The sequence below is a fragment of the Shigella flexneri 2a str. 301 genome (assembly GCF_000006925.2).
Taxonomy (GTDB): domain Bacteria; phylum Pseudomonadota; class Gammaproteobacteria; order Enterobacterales; family Enterobacteriaceae; genus ECMA0423.
Map to the genome: position 1 here is coordinate 3,256,543 of NC_004337.2, position 14,705 is coordinate 3,271,247.

Genomic DNA, 14,705 nt, shown 5'->3' on the forward strand with positions numbered 1-14,705 from the left:
ATTAAGCGTCAACGAAACCGGTGATTTGAGAGACGCGAGAAAGATCGATATTGCCGCCGGAAATAATACTGACGGTTTTTCTGTTTTGAATATATTGGTCTAATTTACCGCTTAATAATGCAGCACATGCCAGAGCGCCTGCGCCTTCGGTGACGACTTTATTGCGCTGAATTAAGGCAATCATACTGTTTCTGATTTCGTCTTCGCTGACCAGCACGATGTCATCGACTAATTCACGAACGATTTCGTAAGTTAAATTACCCGGGCGGGAGACATCACAACCATCCGCCAGGGTGCCGGTAGTTCGGTGCGTGGTTATTTCTCCGGAGTGGAAAGAAGCCGCCATGCCGTGAACGTTTTCTGACTGTACGCCAATAACACGAATGGTCGGGTTAATAGATTTAATTGCCACCGCAATACCAGCAATTAAACCACCACCACCAATTGGCACAATCACGTTATCGACATCATAGAGATCTTCCATAATTTCCAGACCAATCGTTCCCTGGCCAGCAATCACTTTCGGATCATCGTAAGGTGGGATAAAAATACGACCTTCCATTTCGACAATTTCGCTCACTTTAGCGATAGTGTCGTTGAAGTTATCACCATGCAGAACGACTTCTGCGGAGTAGTCGCACGTTGCCGCTACTTTGGATTTTGGCGCACCTTTTGGCATCACCACTTTACCGTCGATACCCAGCATCGCGCAGGAGAGCGAAACCCCTTGCGCATGGTTGCCCGCAGAACAGGCCACCACGCCTTTGCGTTTTTCCGCATCGGTCAGTGAACTTAATTTATTAAATGCGCCACGAATTTTAAATGAACCCGTACGCTGCATATTTTCAAACTTCAGGAATATTTCACCTTTGCAACGTTCACTAAAATAGTTGGAGCGAGGCATGCCTGTTTTATAAATTCGCCCAGCCAGTCGTTGTTTCGCTTCAATAATATCATCAATAGCAACCGGCAGATCGTATGTAATATGCATTATAAAACCTCTTCGCCTGAATTAAATATGTAGGTAACCGTAACCGACACCTGCAAAACAGACAGGTGGATTATTTATGTTTAAATAAAAACAAACAACTAACCAACTTCTATTAATTGCCTTCGTCTACACCCATTATAAGATGAATACTCTTTGGCTAATTCCACCAAAACCGATGCTGCTTTTTTAATACGATAATTTTTCGACCATACCGCGGCATATTGTGCCACAGGTAATGTTTCTTCAACCGGAATAGTAATAAATTGATTAGAACCAAAAGGTGACGTCATATCACAAGGAATTACAGTTAAGAAATCAGCATTGAGAACAAGATTATAAATTGTCACGACTGAGTCGGTTTTAACGATGTTTTCAATACTGATGCCATTTCTTTGTAACGTAGTAAGCAGTTCGCTGTAGTACCCCATATTAGTTTGTGGCAACACCCACTGTTCGTTCTTCAACGACTCCAGCGTGGTGGTGCCGGTGCATGTTCGGGACTTACTGGCTACCAGCACAAACTCGGACTCGAACAGCGGCTCAACATGTAAATCCTGAAGCTTCATTTCTGCACTTAACGTACCAATCGCAAAATCCAGTCGACCGTCGCGGATTGCCGGTAAGAACGAAGACAGTTGCGCTTCATACATAGAAACCTGCGCTTTCGGGAACACCTCTTTGAACTTGTTGATCATCCCTGACATAAAAGTAAAACCAATCAATGAAGGAAAACCAAATGAGACTTCCACCACCGCTTCAGAAGACATACCGCTTATCTCATTAACCATATTTTTCATTTCACGGGTAATGGATTCGGAACGGGAGAGTAACAATTGACCGGCAGGAGTTAATGTTACACCGGTATTTTTCCGCACCACTAATTCCACACCAAAATAATCTTCAATATCGTTAATGATTTTACTGACGGCCGGTTGAGTTAACCCTAATTCTTTTGCAGCCGAGCCGATAGAGCCACTTCTAATGACTTCCTGAAAGACTACCAGGTGCTGCGTTTTCGGAAGAAGAATAGTGCTCATAACGACCTACGTTAATTACCTCATTGACGGCATGAAGTGTATCAAAATGAAATAAACAGGATATGTGCGACCACTCACAAATTAACTTTCATTACTTTCCAAGGTATCGTTATTACAATTAAACATCTTTAAATATCAACAAGTTAAAGCATAAAAATCAGCATAAACCCTGATTTTTATCAAAAAAAAATGACGGGGATAACCATATTTTATGGCGATAACATCATTCGTTATGTGGTTAATACAAAAAAGGGGCTGAGACCATATTTCAAGCAATTACCGGATAATTACCAGGCAAAATTTGAGTTAAATTTAATGAGCAAGTTCTCAAATTTTATTATAAATAAACCATTTTCAGCGATAAATACTGCGGCACGTCACATTTTTTCACGCTATTTGTTGGAGAACAAACATTTATTTTATCAATATTTTAAAATTTCGAATACAGGTATTGATCATCTCGAACAATTGATTAACGTCAACTTTTTCTCTTCTGACAGGACGTCATTTTGTGAATGCAATCGTTTTCCATAAATTCTTCTCCCCTCATAGGCGACGAATAGCATTTTGTGTTGAGGATCACAAAACGAATAATTGCTGGTCGCCGCGATAAGGTCAGACGAAGTCAACAAGGGGGATTTTCACTGTGCTTTACATCAGCGTAGGACACAGAATGTTGCTTCGTTTACTGTAACGCCGGGTAAATGAGCGTTTTTTGATAGTGCGTAAGTGTCGTGCGAGGAAAATAAGCATCTATTATTGTTTGTCATGACGACAAGGCAGGCATCAATGAAAGGCTTCCCAATTGCACATATTTTTCACCCTTCAATCCCGCCAATGCACGCAGTGGTTAACAATCACAATAGAAATATTGATTATTGGACGGTAAAAAGAAAGTTTGCAGAAATTGTCTCCACCAATGACGTTAATAAAATTTACAGTATAAGTAATGAACTCCGGAGAGTATTATCTGCAATTACTGCATTGAATTTCTATCAAGGCGATGTTCCTTCTGTCATGATTCCGAATCCAACCGGAAAATATGAGTCCATTCATCATAGATATTTCTACAGGAGAACATGATGATTATATCATACAAACATTAGATGTAGGCACTTTTGCACCTTTTGGTGAACAATGTACTTGCTCAGCCGTCAATAAAAAAGAGCTGGAATGTATTAAGGAGACGATTTCTAAGTATTGCGCAAAGTTCACCCAAAAAGAAGCCATCTTAACACCCCCTAGGCACTTTAATAAAACCTGCATTACTTCAGATTGTTGGCAAATTCTCTTTTTTTCACCCGATCATTTTAATAATGATTTTTATTGATTATTTATAAAGGATAAAATAATGTTCCCTGTTTCATCAATTGGTAATGATATTAGTAGTGATTTAGTCCGTCGAAAAATGAATGACCTTCCTGAAAGCCCCATAGGAAATAACCTCGAAGCACTAGCACCAGGTATAGAAAAACTAAAACAGACCTCTATTCAAATGGTCACTTTACTTAACGCGTTACAACCAAGTGGAAAATGCATTATCACTGGTGATTTTCAAAAAGAATTAGCGTACTTACAAAATGTAATTCTTTATAATGACTCGTCTCTTCGTCTGGATTTTTTAGGTTATAACACCCAAATTATTCAACGATCGGACAATACCTGCGAACTTACCATTAATGAACCGTTAAAAAACTAGGAAATATCTACAGGCAATATCAATGTTAATTGCCCATTAAAAGATATTTACAATGAAATCAGGAGGTTGAACGTAATCTTTAGTTGTGGGACTGGAGATATAGTTGATCTATCCTCTCTGGACTTACGTAATGTCGATTTAGATTATTATGATTTCACAGATAAACATATGGCTAATACTATTCTAAATCATTTTAAATTGGATTCAACAAATTTTACTAATGCCAACATGTTTCAGGTTAATTTTGTTAGTTCAACACAAAACGCCACAATCTCCTGGGATTATTTACTAAAAATAACGCCTGTTTTAATAAGCATTAGCGATATGTATTCTGAAGAAAAAATCAAGTTTGTCGAAAGTTGTTTAAATGAGCCTGGAGACATTACCGAAGAACAATTAAAAATTATGAGATTTGCAATTATAAAATCTATACCAAGGGCAACTCTTACAGATAAATTAGAAAATGAATTAACAAAAGAAATATATAAAAGCTCATCGAAAATCAACAATTGCTTGAACAGAATTAAATTACCAGAGATGAAAGAATTCTCATCAAAAAAAACATATGATTACATCGATACAATCATTGAAGATTATGAAAATATCAAAGAAAATGCTTATCTGGTCGTCCCCCAAATTAATTATACTATGGATTTAAACATAGAAGACTCTAGCTCAGAAGAGTTAATACCCTCGAGAAAGACGAAAATTCTCCGGACAATGGCTTTGAGGTCGGGGAATATAACACATATGAAGCATATAACTCAGAGAATCAATATTTTACCAGAGAGGACTATACGTATAATTACGACCTTTTAAATGCAATATAGACTTAATAACTTCTTACAAAGTCTATTATTAATACCGTAGATATTCATCTTACCCTGTGCACCAAAAGCAAAAACTTATCGACGCGGGTTTGAAACTGATGGCAACCGCAAAAATGCCTGATGCGCTACGCTTATCAGGCCTACGCCATCTCTGCAATATATTGAATTTGCGTGCTTTTGTAGGCAGGATAAGGCGTTCACGCAGCATCCGGCATGAATAAAGCGCACTCAACAATCTGAAACCCGCCGGAACGGTTTATTACGTACATCAGGTGAAACTGACCGATAAGCCGCTTTCTTTTGGGTATAGTGTCGTGGACAGTCATTCATCTTTCTGCCCCTCCAAAAGCAAAAACCCGCCGAAGCGGGTTTTTACGTATATCAGGTGAAACTGACCGATAAGCCGCTTTCTTTTGGGTATAGCGTCGTGGACAGTCATTCATCTTTCTGCCCCTCCAAAAGCAAAAACCCGCCGAAGCGGGTTTTTACGTACATCAGGTGAAACTGACCGATAAGCCGCTTTCTTTTGGGTATAGCGTCGTGGACAGTCATTCATCTTTCTGCCCCTCCAAAAGCAAAAACCCGCCGAAGCGGGTTTTTACGTAAAACAGGTGAAACTGACCGATAAGCCGGGTTCTGTCGTGGACAGTCATTCATCTAGGCCAGCAATCGCTCACTGGCTCAAGCAGCCTACCCGGGTTCAGTACGGGCCGTACCTTATGAACCCCTATTTGGCCTTGCTCCGGGTGGAGTTTACCGTGCCACGGACTGTTACCAGCCGCGCGGTGCGCTCTTACCGCACCCTTTCACCCTTACCTGATCCCGCTTGCACGGGCCATCGGCGGTTTGCTCTCTGTTGCACTGGTCGTGGGTTTCCCCCCCAGGCGTTACCTGGCACCCTGCCCTATGGAGCCCGGACTTTCCTCCCCTCCACCCGTCTCCCCCGAAGAGGACGACGACGAAGCGGCGACTGTCTGGTCAGCTTCGGCGCGCAGTATAGAGGGTTTGCGCGCCCTTGTCACCCCGTGTTGCGCATTCCAATCGCCAGTGTCGCGGCAATATTACGTGAAGCACGGCAGATATTGTCATAAGCCCCGCGGAATGCTTCGTCCAACGTACCTATGCTGGTCAATACGCTGAAGACCGCATCAATGCCATGCTGATGTACAACGCCAACATCATCGGTCAGGCTACCCGCAATGCCAATCACCGGTTTATGGTACTTCTTCGCCACGTTTGCGACGCCAATCGGTACCTTGCCGTGAATACTCTGGCTGTCAATACGCCCTTCACCGGTGATCACCAGCGTACAATCGTGAATATGTTCCTCCAGATTCAGCGCCGTAGTGACGATTTCAATACCACTTTTCAGTTCCGCACCAAGAAACGCCATCAGCGCCGCACCCATACCGCCCGCAGCTCCTGCGCCGGGGACATCTTTTACATCAACATGCAGCGCTTTTTTAATGACATCGGCATAGTGAGAGAGGTTATTGTCCAGCTCAACAATCATCGCTTCACTGGCTCCCTTTTGTGGGCCAAAGATGCGCGATGCGCCGTTATCGCCCACCAGCGGATTGGTGACATCACAAGCGACGCGAATGACGCAATCTTTTAAGCGCGGATCGAGGCCGGAAATATCAATATCATTCAGAGTATTAAGACTACCGCCGCCAAAACCAATTTCATTGCCGTTGGCGTCGCATAATTTCGCCCCCAGCGCCTGTACCATGCCTGCGCCGCCATCATTTGTAGCGCTACCGCCAATGCCGATAATAATGTTTGTCGCGCCGCTCTCCAGCGCCTGCAGGATTAACTCGCCTGTGCCGCGTGAAGTGGTCACGAGTGGATCGCGTTTTTCCGCAGGTACCAGCTCCAGCCCACTGGCCGCCGCCATTTCAATAAACGCGGTTTTGCCATCGCCGGAGATCCCCCAACTGGCATTCACTTTCTCGCCCAGCGGCCCTGTAACCCAGGCGTGACGTTCAGAACCCTGGGTGGCTGCAATCATCGCTTCCACCGTTCCTTCGCCACCGTCGGCAACCGGAATAGAAACGTACTGTGCATCAGGAAAAATTTCCCGAAATCCTTTTTCTATCGCCTGCGCAACCTCGCTGGCAGATAAACTTTCTTTATAAGAGTCTGGGGCGATTACGATTTTCATACCTATGCCTGTTACCACATGACGCCGGAGGGCGTTTCTCTTATTCGGCCTGGATTCCAGGCCCGGATTGCAATACGCCATCCGGGCACGACGTCATTAACGAGTAACTTCGACTTTCGCCAGTTTTTCGTAGTAGCACACCAGGGCGCTATGATCCGCCGTTCCTAAACCATCTGCTCGCAGTGCCTGCATCATCTCCATAACCGCAGCTGTGAGCGGCAGTTGCGCGCCGACGCCGTGGGAAGTATCCAGCGCATTTGCCAGATCCTTAATATGCAGATCAATACGGAAGCCCGGCTTGAAGTTGCGGTCCATCACCATCGGCGCTTTGGCATCCAGCACGGTACTGCCCGCCAGTCCACCGCGAATTGCCTGATACACCAGGTCCGGGTTAACGCCCGCTTTAGTTGCCAGCGTTAACGCTTCTGACATCGCGGCAATATTCAGCGCCACAATGACCTGATTCGCCAGTTTGGTGACGTTACCTGCACCAATTGCCCCGGTATGCACCACGGAACCCGCCATTGCTTTCATCAAATCATAGTATTTGTCGAAAATAGCCTTGTCGCCGCCCACCATCACTGACAGCGTACCGTCGATGGCTTTCGGTTCACCGCCGCTCACCGGAGCATCCAGCATATCAATGCCTTTCGCTTTCAGCGCTTCGCTGATTTCACGGCTTGCCAGCGGTGCGATAGAACTCATATCGATCAATACCGTACCTGGCTTCGCGCCTTCAATAATGCCATTCTCACCCAGCGCCACCTCTTTCACATGAGGGGAGTTTGGCAGCATGGTTATGATGACGTCGCACTGTTCAGCGATCGCTTTAGCCGTAGAGGCTGTTTCTGCACCTGCAGCAATCACGTCAGCAATAGCTTCTGGGTTACGGTCAGCAACCACCAGCGAGTAACCTGCTTTCAGAAGGTTTTTACTCATTGGTTTACCCATAATCCCCAGGCCAATAAAACCAACTTTCATAGTCATATCAATCATCTCTCTTGTTGCGGTGGTGGTTATTTTTTAAAGGTATCAGCCAGTTTATGAGTGGCAGAGCGGAAGACGCCGAGATCGCTGCCGACAGCCACAAACGTCGCGCCCCATTCCAGATAACGACGCGCATCGGCTTCGACCGGCGCGAGGATACCGCTGGGTTTGCCGTGCGCGCTGGCACGGTTAAAAATGTGCTGAATTGCTTTTTGTACATCCGGGTGTGATGCATTGCCGAGATGGCCTAATGCCGCGGCCAGATCGCTGGGGCCGACGAAGATGCCGTCTACGCCTTCGGTAGCGGCAATGGCATCGACGTTATCTACGCCCTGCTGACTTTCTATCTGGACCAGAATAGTGATGTTCTTGTTCGACTGAGCGAAATAATCCGCCACGGTGCCAAACATATTGGCGCGGTGAGAAACGGAGACGCCGCGAATGCCTTCCGGTGGGTAACGGGTTGATGCCACCGCCTGCTCTGCTTCCTCTTTTGTTTCTACAAAAGGAATCAGGAAGTTATAGAAACCGATATCCAGAAGACGCTTAATAATTTCCGGCTCGTTGGTCGGCACTCACACTACTGGCGCGCTGGCGCTGCCTTTCAAGGCCATTAACTGCGGAATAAACGTGGAGATATCGTTTGGCGCATGTTCGCCATCCAGCACCAGCCAGTCAAACCCAGCCAAACCAAGAACTTCAGTGCTAATCGGGTTAGAGAGTGCTGACCAGCAACCAATTTGTACCTGTTTCGCAGCCAGTGCGGCTTTGAATTTATTCGGGAAAACATCGTTATTCATCGCTTATACCTTTGCTTATTTCTGCAATTCCATACGTTTAATGTCGCCAACTACGAAGAGGTAGCAGACCATCGCCATCAGCGCTGAACATCCCACGAAAACCAGTGCTGCATTGAAGGAGTGCAGTTCACTTACCAGGTAGCCAATCACCAGTGGAGTGACAATGGAGGCAACATTGCCAAAGACGTTAAAGACGCCGCCACAGAGGCCAACAATCTCTTTCGGCGCGGTGTCAGAAATCACCGGCCAGCCCAGAGCACCAAATCCTTTGCCAAAAAAAGCCAGCGCCATCAGCATGACCACCAGCGTGGTGTTGTTGGTGTAGTTACATAAGATGATGGTGGAAGCCAGCAACATTCCCAGCACAATCGGTAGCTTACGTGCCAGGGTCAGGGATAAACCGCGTTTGATCAGATAATCCGAGAAGACACCTCCCAGCACGCCGCCCGCAAAACCACACAGTGCCGGAATCGAGGCGACCAGACCCACTTTCAGAATCGACATGCCTTTTTCCTGCACCAGATAAATCGGGAACCAGGTGAGGAAGAACCAGGTGATGGTGTTGATAAAATATTGTCCGAAAAATACGCCCAACATCATGCGGTTAGAGAGCAATTGCTTGATGTAATGCAGTTTGGGACCGCTTGCTGCCGCGCTGCCCGGCTTTTTGTGGTCCATATCGACCACCGCGCCATTTTCAGAGATAAACTTCAGCTCTTCCTCAGACATACGTGGGTGATCTGTCGGGTTATGAATCAACTTGATCCACAGCGCCGTCAGCACAAAACAAATCACCCCCATAACGGTAAAGACGTGCTCCCATCCCCAGGCGAAAGTCAGCCAGCCAAGCAGAGGCGAAAAGAGCGCCAGCGAGAAATATTGTGCCGAGTTAAAGATGGCGGAGGCAGTACCACGTTCTTTCGTCGGGAACCAGGCGGCGACAATACGGGCGTTCGCCGGGAAGGATGGAGCTTCCGAGAATCCCAGCATAAAGCGCATAAAGAACATGGAGATCCCTGCCCAAGCCAGCGGGAACATATCAACAAAGCCTTGCAGGAAGGTGAACAGCGACCAGAAAAAGAGGCTGTAGGTGTAAACTTTTTTCGAGCCAAACTTATCAAGCAACCAGCCGCCGGGGATTTGCATCAGCAAGTAGGCCCAGCCAAAAGCGGAGAAGATGTAACCCATCGAAACCGCACTTAACTGCAACTCTTTTGCCACTTCGGTACCAGCAATAGACAGCGTTGCACGATCGGCGTAGTTAACGGCGGTAACAATAAAAATAATCAGTAATATTAAATAGCGGGTATGCACACCTTTCCTTTTTTCGTCAACGGTGTCCAGAATCATTTTATTTACCTCGGGTACTTATGCTGATTTTTATTATTATGGGGAAGGTGTTATTTATAAGTTTCATTTATGCCGTAACGACAATGAACTCGGGAATTAGTATAAGCAGCGCGAGAATAATAATCATTGTGCAAATGCTAATTTAATTAATACTTTTTAAATATTATTTTGAGCATATGCACATAAGGTTGCGCGCTAAAGCACAGATTTGCGCTTTACCTTGCCGGGCGGCACTGCAATCCCTAAAATGATTGACATTGATCACATTTCTGCGTTTAAACTCCTGACATTCTTATTTCACCCAATGAAATCATTTATTTTTAAATGAGACCAGGTCCTCATTTTAATAACCCCTGGCTGGAGAATATTGCACAATGGCCAACATCGAAATCAGACAAGAAACGCCAACTGCGTTTTATATAAAAGTTCACGACACAGATAATGTGGCAATTATTGTTAATGATAATGGCCTGAAAGCAGGAACGCGTTTTCCGGATGGGCTGGAATTAATTGAACATATTCCCCAGGGGCATAAAGTCGCATTGCTGGACATTCCGGCTAATGGTGAAATTATTCGTTATGGCGAAGTGATTGGTTACGCCGTGCGTGCAATCCCACGCGGAAGCTGGATCGACGAATCAATGGTTGTACTACCGGAAGCGCCGCCGTTACACACGCTGCCACTGGCAACCAAAGTCCCGGAACCCTTACCGCCGCTGGAAGGATACACCTTTGAGGGCTATCGCAATGCCGATGGCAGCGTGGGCACCAAAAACCTGCTCGGCATCACCACCAGCGTCCACTGTGTGGCAGGCGTGGTGGACTATGTAGTAAAAATCATTGAACGCGATCTGCTACCGAAATACCCGAACGTCGATGGCGTGGTGGGGCTGAATCATTTGTACGGTTGTGGCGTGGCGATTAACGCACCGGCAGCAGTTGTACCTATTCGTACCATTCACAATATTTCGCTGAACCCTAACTTTGGCGGCGAAGTAATGGTGATTGGCCTGGGTTGTGAAAAGTTGCAGCCTGAGCGCCTGCTGACTGGAACGGATGATGTGCAAGCTATTCCAGTAGAAAGCGCCAGCATTGTCAGTTTGCAGGATGAAAAGCATGTCGGTTTTCAGTCCATGGTCGAGGATATTTTGCAGGTCGCCGAACGCCATCTACAAAAACTGAATCAACGTCAGCGAGAAACCTGTCCGGCTTCAGAACTGGTTGTCGGCATGCATTGCGGTGGCAGCGATGCGTTTTCTGGCGTAACGGCAAACCCGGCGGTTGGCTATGCGTCTGATCTACTGGTGCGCTGCGGCGCAACGGTGATGTTTTCAGAAGTCACGGAAGTGCGTGACGCGATCCATCTGCTGACACCACGCGCAGTGAACGAAGAGGTCGGCAAACGGCTGCTGGAGGAGATGGAGTGGTACGATAACTATCTCAATATGGGAAAAACCGACCGCAGCGCCAACCCTTCGCCGGGCAACAAGAAAGGCGGTCTGGCAAACGTGGTAGAGAAAGCGCTCGGCTCCATTGCTAAATCGGGCAAAAGTGCAATTGTTGAAGTGCTGTCGCCCGGTCAACGCCCGACTAAACGCGGATTAATTTACGCCGCGACGCCAGCCAGCGATTTTGTCTGTGGCACGCAACAGGTGGCTTCGGGTATCACCGTGCAAGTGTTTACGACCGGTCGTGGTACGCCGTACGGCCTGATGGCGGTACCCGTCATTAAAATGGCACCCCGCACCGAGCTGGCGAACCGCTGGTTTGATTTAATGGATATTAATGCGGGCACCATCGCTACCGGCGAAGAAACTATTGAAGAGGAGGGCTGGAAGTTGTTCCACTTTATTCTCGACGTCGCCAGCGGGAAGAAGAAAACCTTCTCGGATCAATGGGGACTGCATAACCAGCTGGCGGTGTTTAACCCAGCACCGGTGACCTGATAATTCAATTCGTATTATGCCCGATAGCACACGTTTATCGGGCATATTGAGTCACAGCGAAGACGCGTGATCCCCGACCAGAATCACTTCAACCCCAGCCTTTCGCAGTCCTTCCAGACTATCCGCAGGAATGCCTTCATCAACAATGATCATGTCGATACGTTGAGTATCAATGATCTTATGTAAACTGGAACGATTGAATTTACTGGAATCGGTGACCACGATGATCCGTTCCGCAACTTCGCACATCCGACGGCTTAAACGGGCTTCATCTTCATTATGTGTGCTGACGCCGCGCTCCAGATCGATCGCATCTACACCAAGAAACAGCATATCGAAGTGGTAATTTTGCAGCGATTGCTCAGCCTGATCGCCGTAAAAAGATTGCGACTGACGGCGCAAATGCCCGCCGGTCATCAGCAGCTCAACGCCTTCCGCTTCCAGCAACGCATTAGCCACGTTCATACCGTTGGTCATCGCAATTACGTCAGTGTACTTGCGCATCAGACGAGCAATCTCAAAAGTGGTGGTCCCGGAATCGAGGATCACCCGATGACCTGGCTGAATCAACTCAACGGCAGCTTTCGCAACGCTGCGTTTCATCGCGGTGTTCAGTGCGCTTTTATCTTCCACTGATGGCTCGACTGACGGCGTCGTGCTATCGCAGATCAACGCGCCACCATAGGCACGCACAGCGATCCCCTGCTTTTCCAGAAACGCCAGATCATTGCGGATCGTCACAGTAGATACGCCATACAATGCCGACAGATCGTTAACCTGCACACTCCCTTGCTGTCGCAGACGCTGAATGATCTGTTCTCGTCGCTCGCTGGTGCCTGTCACTCGCTTCTCACCTGAAGCGTCGGTATTACTCATAGTAAGTCCTTTCGTAAAACTTTCGTTTCATTTCGTTTTGCCTATTAACGCCTTTCTATTAAGCAAATGCAAGCCCACCTTGCCCATTGGCGCAAGCTACTCTCGTTTCAGTGACTTTCATTACGTTTCTTTTGTGAATCAGATCAGAAAACTATTATCTTTCGTTTTATTTTTATCTCACCATGACGCAGTATCAATTGAAACAAAACGAAAGATCAATATCGCAGTAATCTGAACTGGAGAGGAAAGTGAAACATCTGACAGAAATGGTGAGACAGCACAAAGCGGGCAAAACAAATGCAATTTATGCCGTTTGTTCCGCACATCCGCTGGTGCTGGAGGCTGCAATCCGCTACGCCAGTGCAAACCAAACGCCGTTACTGATTGAAGCAACCTCCAATCAGGTAGACCAGTTCGGCGGTTATACCGGAATGACGCCCGCCGATTTTCGCGGCTTTGTTTGTCAGCTCGCCGACTCGTTGAATTTCCCGCAGGATGCGCTGATTCTGGGTGGTGACCATCTGGGGCCAAACCGCTGGCAAAACCTGCCAGCCGCTCAGGCAATGGCCAATGCCGATGATTTGATTAAAAGCTACGTTGCGGCAGGATTCAAAAAAATCCACCTTGATTGCAGCATGTCCTGTCAGGACGATCCAATTCCCTTAACTGATGACATCGTGGCTGAACGCGCCGCCCGTCTGGCGAAAGTGGCGGAAGAAACCTGTCGCGAACACTTTGGCGAAGCCGATCTGGAGTATGTCATTGGTACCGAAGTGCCGGTACCTGGCGGCGCGCATGAAACCTTAAGCGAGCTGGCGGTCACCACGCCGGATGCCGCCCGCGCCACGCTGGAAGCCCATCGTCACGCCTTTGAAAAGCAAGGTTTGAATGCCATCTGGCCACGCATTATTGCCCTGGTGGTTCAACCCGGCGTCGAATTCGATCACACCAACGTTATTGATTATCAGCCCGCCAAAGCGAGCGCCTTAAGCCAGATGGTCGAAAACTACGAAACGCTGATTTTCGAAGCGCACTCTACCGATTATCAAACGCCGCAATCTCTGCGCCAGCTGGTGATTGACCACTTTGCCATTCTGAAAGTTGGCCCGGCGCTGACCTTCGCCCTGCGTGAAGCCCTTTTTTCTCTGGCGGCGATTGAAGAAGAACTGGTACCAGCGAAAGCCTGTTCCGGTCTGCGTCAGGTGCTGGAAAACGTGATGCTCGACCGCCCGGAATACTGGCAAAGCCACTACCACGGTGACGGCAACGCGCGTCGTCTGGCGCGTGGTTACAGCTACTCAGATCGCGTGCGCTATTACTGGCCGGACAGCCAGATTGATGACGCTTTCGCTCATCTGGTTCGTAATCTGGCGGATTCACCAATTCCGCTACCGCTCATCAGCCAGTATCTGCCGCTGCAGTACGTGAAAGTTCGCTCCGGCGAGCTGCAACCGACGCCACGGGAACTCATTATAAACCATATTCAGGACATCCTGGCGCAGTACCACACAGCCTGTGAAGGCCAATAAGCAAAACAAAGAGGAACATGCTATGCCAAATATTGTTTTAAGCCGGATTGATGAACGCTTGATTCACGGTCAGGTCGGCGTTCAGTGGGTCGGATTTGCGGGGGCAAATCTGGTGCTGGTAGCCAACGATGAGGTTGCCGAAGATCCGGTACAACAAAACCTGATGGAAATGGTACTGGCAGAAGGGATCGCCGTACGTTTCTGGACGCTGCAAAAAGTTATCGACAACATTCATCGCGCCGCCGATCGACAGAAAATCCTGCTGGTTTGTAAAACACCCGCCGATTTCCTGACGCTGGTGAAAGGTGGCGTTCCGGTGAATCGCATTAACGTTGGCAATATGCACTACGCCAATGGCAAACAACAAATCGCCAAAACGGTTTCTGTGGATGCGGGCGATATCGCAGCATTTAACGACCTGAAAGCCGCTGGGGTGGAATGCTTCGTTCAGGGCGTCCCGACAGAGCCTGCTGTGGACCTCTTTAAATTACTTTGA

Annotated in this window: 10 protein-coding genes, 1 other RNA gene, 2 pseudogenes and 2 other annotated features; of the genes and pseudogenes, 5 read left to right on the forward strand and 8 right to left on the reverse strand. The window is 47.4% G+C overall.

Going from position 1 to position 14,705, the window contains the following annotated elements; genetic code table 11:
* Position 1 precedes the first annotated feature (1 nt).
* The gene (gene tdcB / locus SF3157; RefSeq protein NP_708921.1) at positions 2-991 is read right to left on the reverse strand and encodes a threonine dehydratase; all 990 of its coding nucleotides are present in this window, start codon (positions 989-991) and stop codon (positions 2-4) included.
* A gap of 98 nt (positions 992-1,089) precedes the next feature.
* Positions 1,090-2,028 (reverse strand): DNA-binding transcriptional activator TdcA, encoded by a 939-nt coding sequence (gene tdcA, locus SF3158; protein ID NP_708922.1) that lies wholly within the window; start codon positions 2,026-2,028, stop codon positions 1,090-1,092.
* Between the two features lie 189 nt (positions 2,029-2,217).
* Between tdcA and tdcR the strand changes: the two genes are divergently transcribed.
* On the forward strand, positions 2,218-2,562 hold the full coding sequence (gene tdcR, locus SF3159; protein NP_708923.1) for a DNA-binding transcriptional activator TdcR: 345 nt from the start codon (positions 2,218-2,220) through the stop codon (positions 2,560-2,562).
* A gap of 817 nt (positions 2,563-3,379) precedes the next feature.
* Positions 3,380-4,557, forward strand: a sequence feature (Similar to Escherichia coli K12 conserved hypothetical protein gi: 1789509 (396 aa). BLAST with identity of 96% in 393 aa. This CDS contains an in-frame stop codon. The sequence has been checked and is believed to be correct.).
* Positions 3,380-4,557, forward strand: a pseudogene (gene yhaC, locus SF3160). (Overlaps the previous feature by 1,178 nt.)
* Before the next feature lie 609 nt (positions 4,558-5,166).
* Here yhaC and rnpB read toward each other — a convergent pair.
* The 5 genes and pseudogenes from rnpB to yhaU all read right to left on the reverse strand — a co-directional run bounded on the left by rnpB (position 5,167) and on the right by yhaU (position 9,858).
* Positions 5,167-5,543: RNase P, RNA component (gene rnpB, locus SF4561), an RNA gene on the reverse strand.
* Between the two features lie 32 nt (positions 5,544-5,575).
* Entirely contained in the window at positions 5,576-6,802 is a 1,227-nt protein-coding gene (gene yhaD, locus SF3161) for a hypothetical protein (RefSeq protein NP_708924.3), read from the reverse strand.
* Positions 6,803-6,817: 15 nt separating this feature from the next.
* On the reverse strand, positions 6,818-7,717 hold the full coding sequence (gene yhaE, locus SF3162; RefSeq protein ID NP_708925.3) for a 2-hydroxy-3-oxopropionate reductase: 900 nt from the start codon (positions 7,715-7,717) through the stop codon (positions 6,818-6,820).
* A 20-nt stretch (positions 7,718-7,737) separates the two neighbouring features.
* Positions 7,738-8,508, reverse strand: a sequence feature (Similar to Escherichia coli K12 conserved hypothetical protein gi: 1789514 (257 aa). BLAST with identity of 99% in 256 aa. This CDS ontains frameshift. The sequence has been checked and is believed to be correct.).
* Positions 7,738-8,508, reverse strand: a pseudogene (gene yhaF / locus SF3163). Its footprint overlaps the feature before it by 771 nt.
* A 15-nt stretch (positions 8,509-8,523) precedes the next feature.
* Positions 8,524-9,858: a transporter gene (gene yhaU, locus SF3164; protein ID NP_708926.1), complete on the reverse strand. Its 1,335-nt coding sequence runs from the start codon at positions 9,856-9,858 to the stop codon at positions 8,524-8,526.
* Between the two features lie 374 nt (positions 9,859-10,232).
* Between yhaU and yhaG the strand changes: the two genes are divergently transcribed.
* A complete protein-coding gene (gene yhaG, locus SF3165) occupies positions 10,233-11,804 on the forward strand; it encodes a hydrolase (protein NP_708927.2) in 1,572 nt (523 codons plus the stop codon).
* Positions 11,805-11,855: 51 nt separating this feature from the next.
* On the opposite strand, the gene agaR is transcribed toward yhaG, so the two are convergent.
* A complete protein-coding gene (gene agaR, locus SF3166; RefSeq protein NP_708928.1) occupies positions 11,856-12,680 on the reverse strand; it encodes a DNA-binding transcriptional regulator AgaR in 825 nt (274 codons plus the stop codon).
* A gap of 248 nt (positions 12,681-12,928) precedes the next feature.
* On the opposite strand from agaR, the gene agaZ reads away from it, so the two are divergent.
* Entirely contained in the window at positions 12,929-14,209 is a 1,281-nt protein-coding gene (gene agaZ, locus SF3167) for a tagatose 6-phosphate aldolase subunit KbaZ (protein ID NP_708929.1), read from the forward strand.
* Positions 14,196-14,705: a PTS system N-acetylgalactosamine-specific transporter subunit IIB gene (gene agaV, locus SF3168; RefSeq protein ID NP_708930.1), complete on the forward strand. Its 510-nt coding sequence runs from the start codon at positions 14,196-14,198 to the stop codon at positions 14,703-14,705. The genes agaZ and agaV overlap by 14 nt, the downstream gene beginning before the upstream one ends.

Coding starts and splice junctions, on each gene's coding strand:
- tdcB (NP_708921.1), bottom strand. CDS start 991: ATGCATATTACATACGATCTGCCGGTTGCTATTGATGATATTATTGAA.
- tdcA (NP_708922.1), bottom strand. CDS start 2,028: ATGAGCACTATTCTTCTTCCGAAAACGCAGCACCTGGTAGTCTTTCAG.
- tdcR (NP_708923.1), top strand. CDS start 2,218: ATGACGGGGATAACCATATTTTATGGCGATAACATCATTCGTTATGTG.
- yhaD (NP_708924.3), bottom strand. CDS start 6,802: ATGGCGTATTGCAATCCGGGCCTGGAATCCAGGCCGAATAAGAGAAAC.
- yhaE (NP_708925.3), bottom strand. CDS start 7,717: ATGATTGATATGACTATGAAAGTTGGTTTTATTGGCCTGGGGATTATG.
- yhaU (NP_708926.1), bottom strand. CDS start 9,858: ATGATTCTGGACACCGTTGACGAAAAAAGGAAAGGTGTGCATACCCGC.
- yhaG (NP_708927.2), top strand. CDS start 10,233: ATGGCCAACATCGAAATCAGACAAGAAACGCCAACTGCGTTTTATATA.
- agaR (NP_708928.1), bottom strand. CDS start 12,680: ATGAGTAATACCGACGCTTCAGGTGAGAAGCGAGTGACAGGCACCAGC.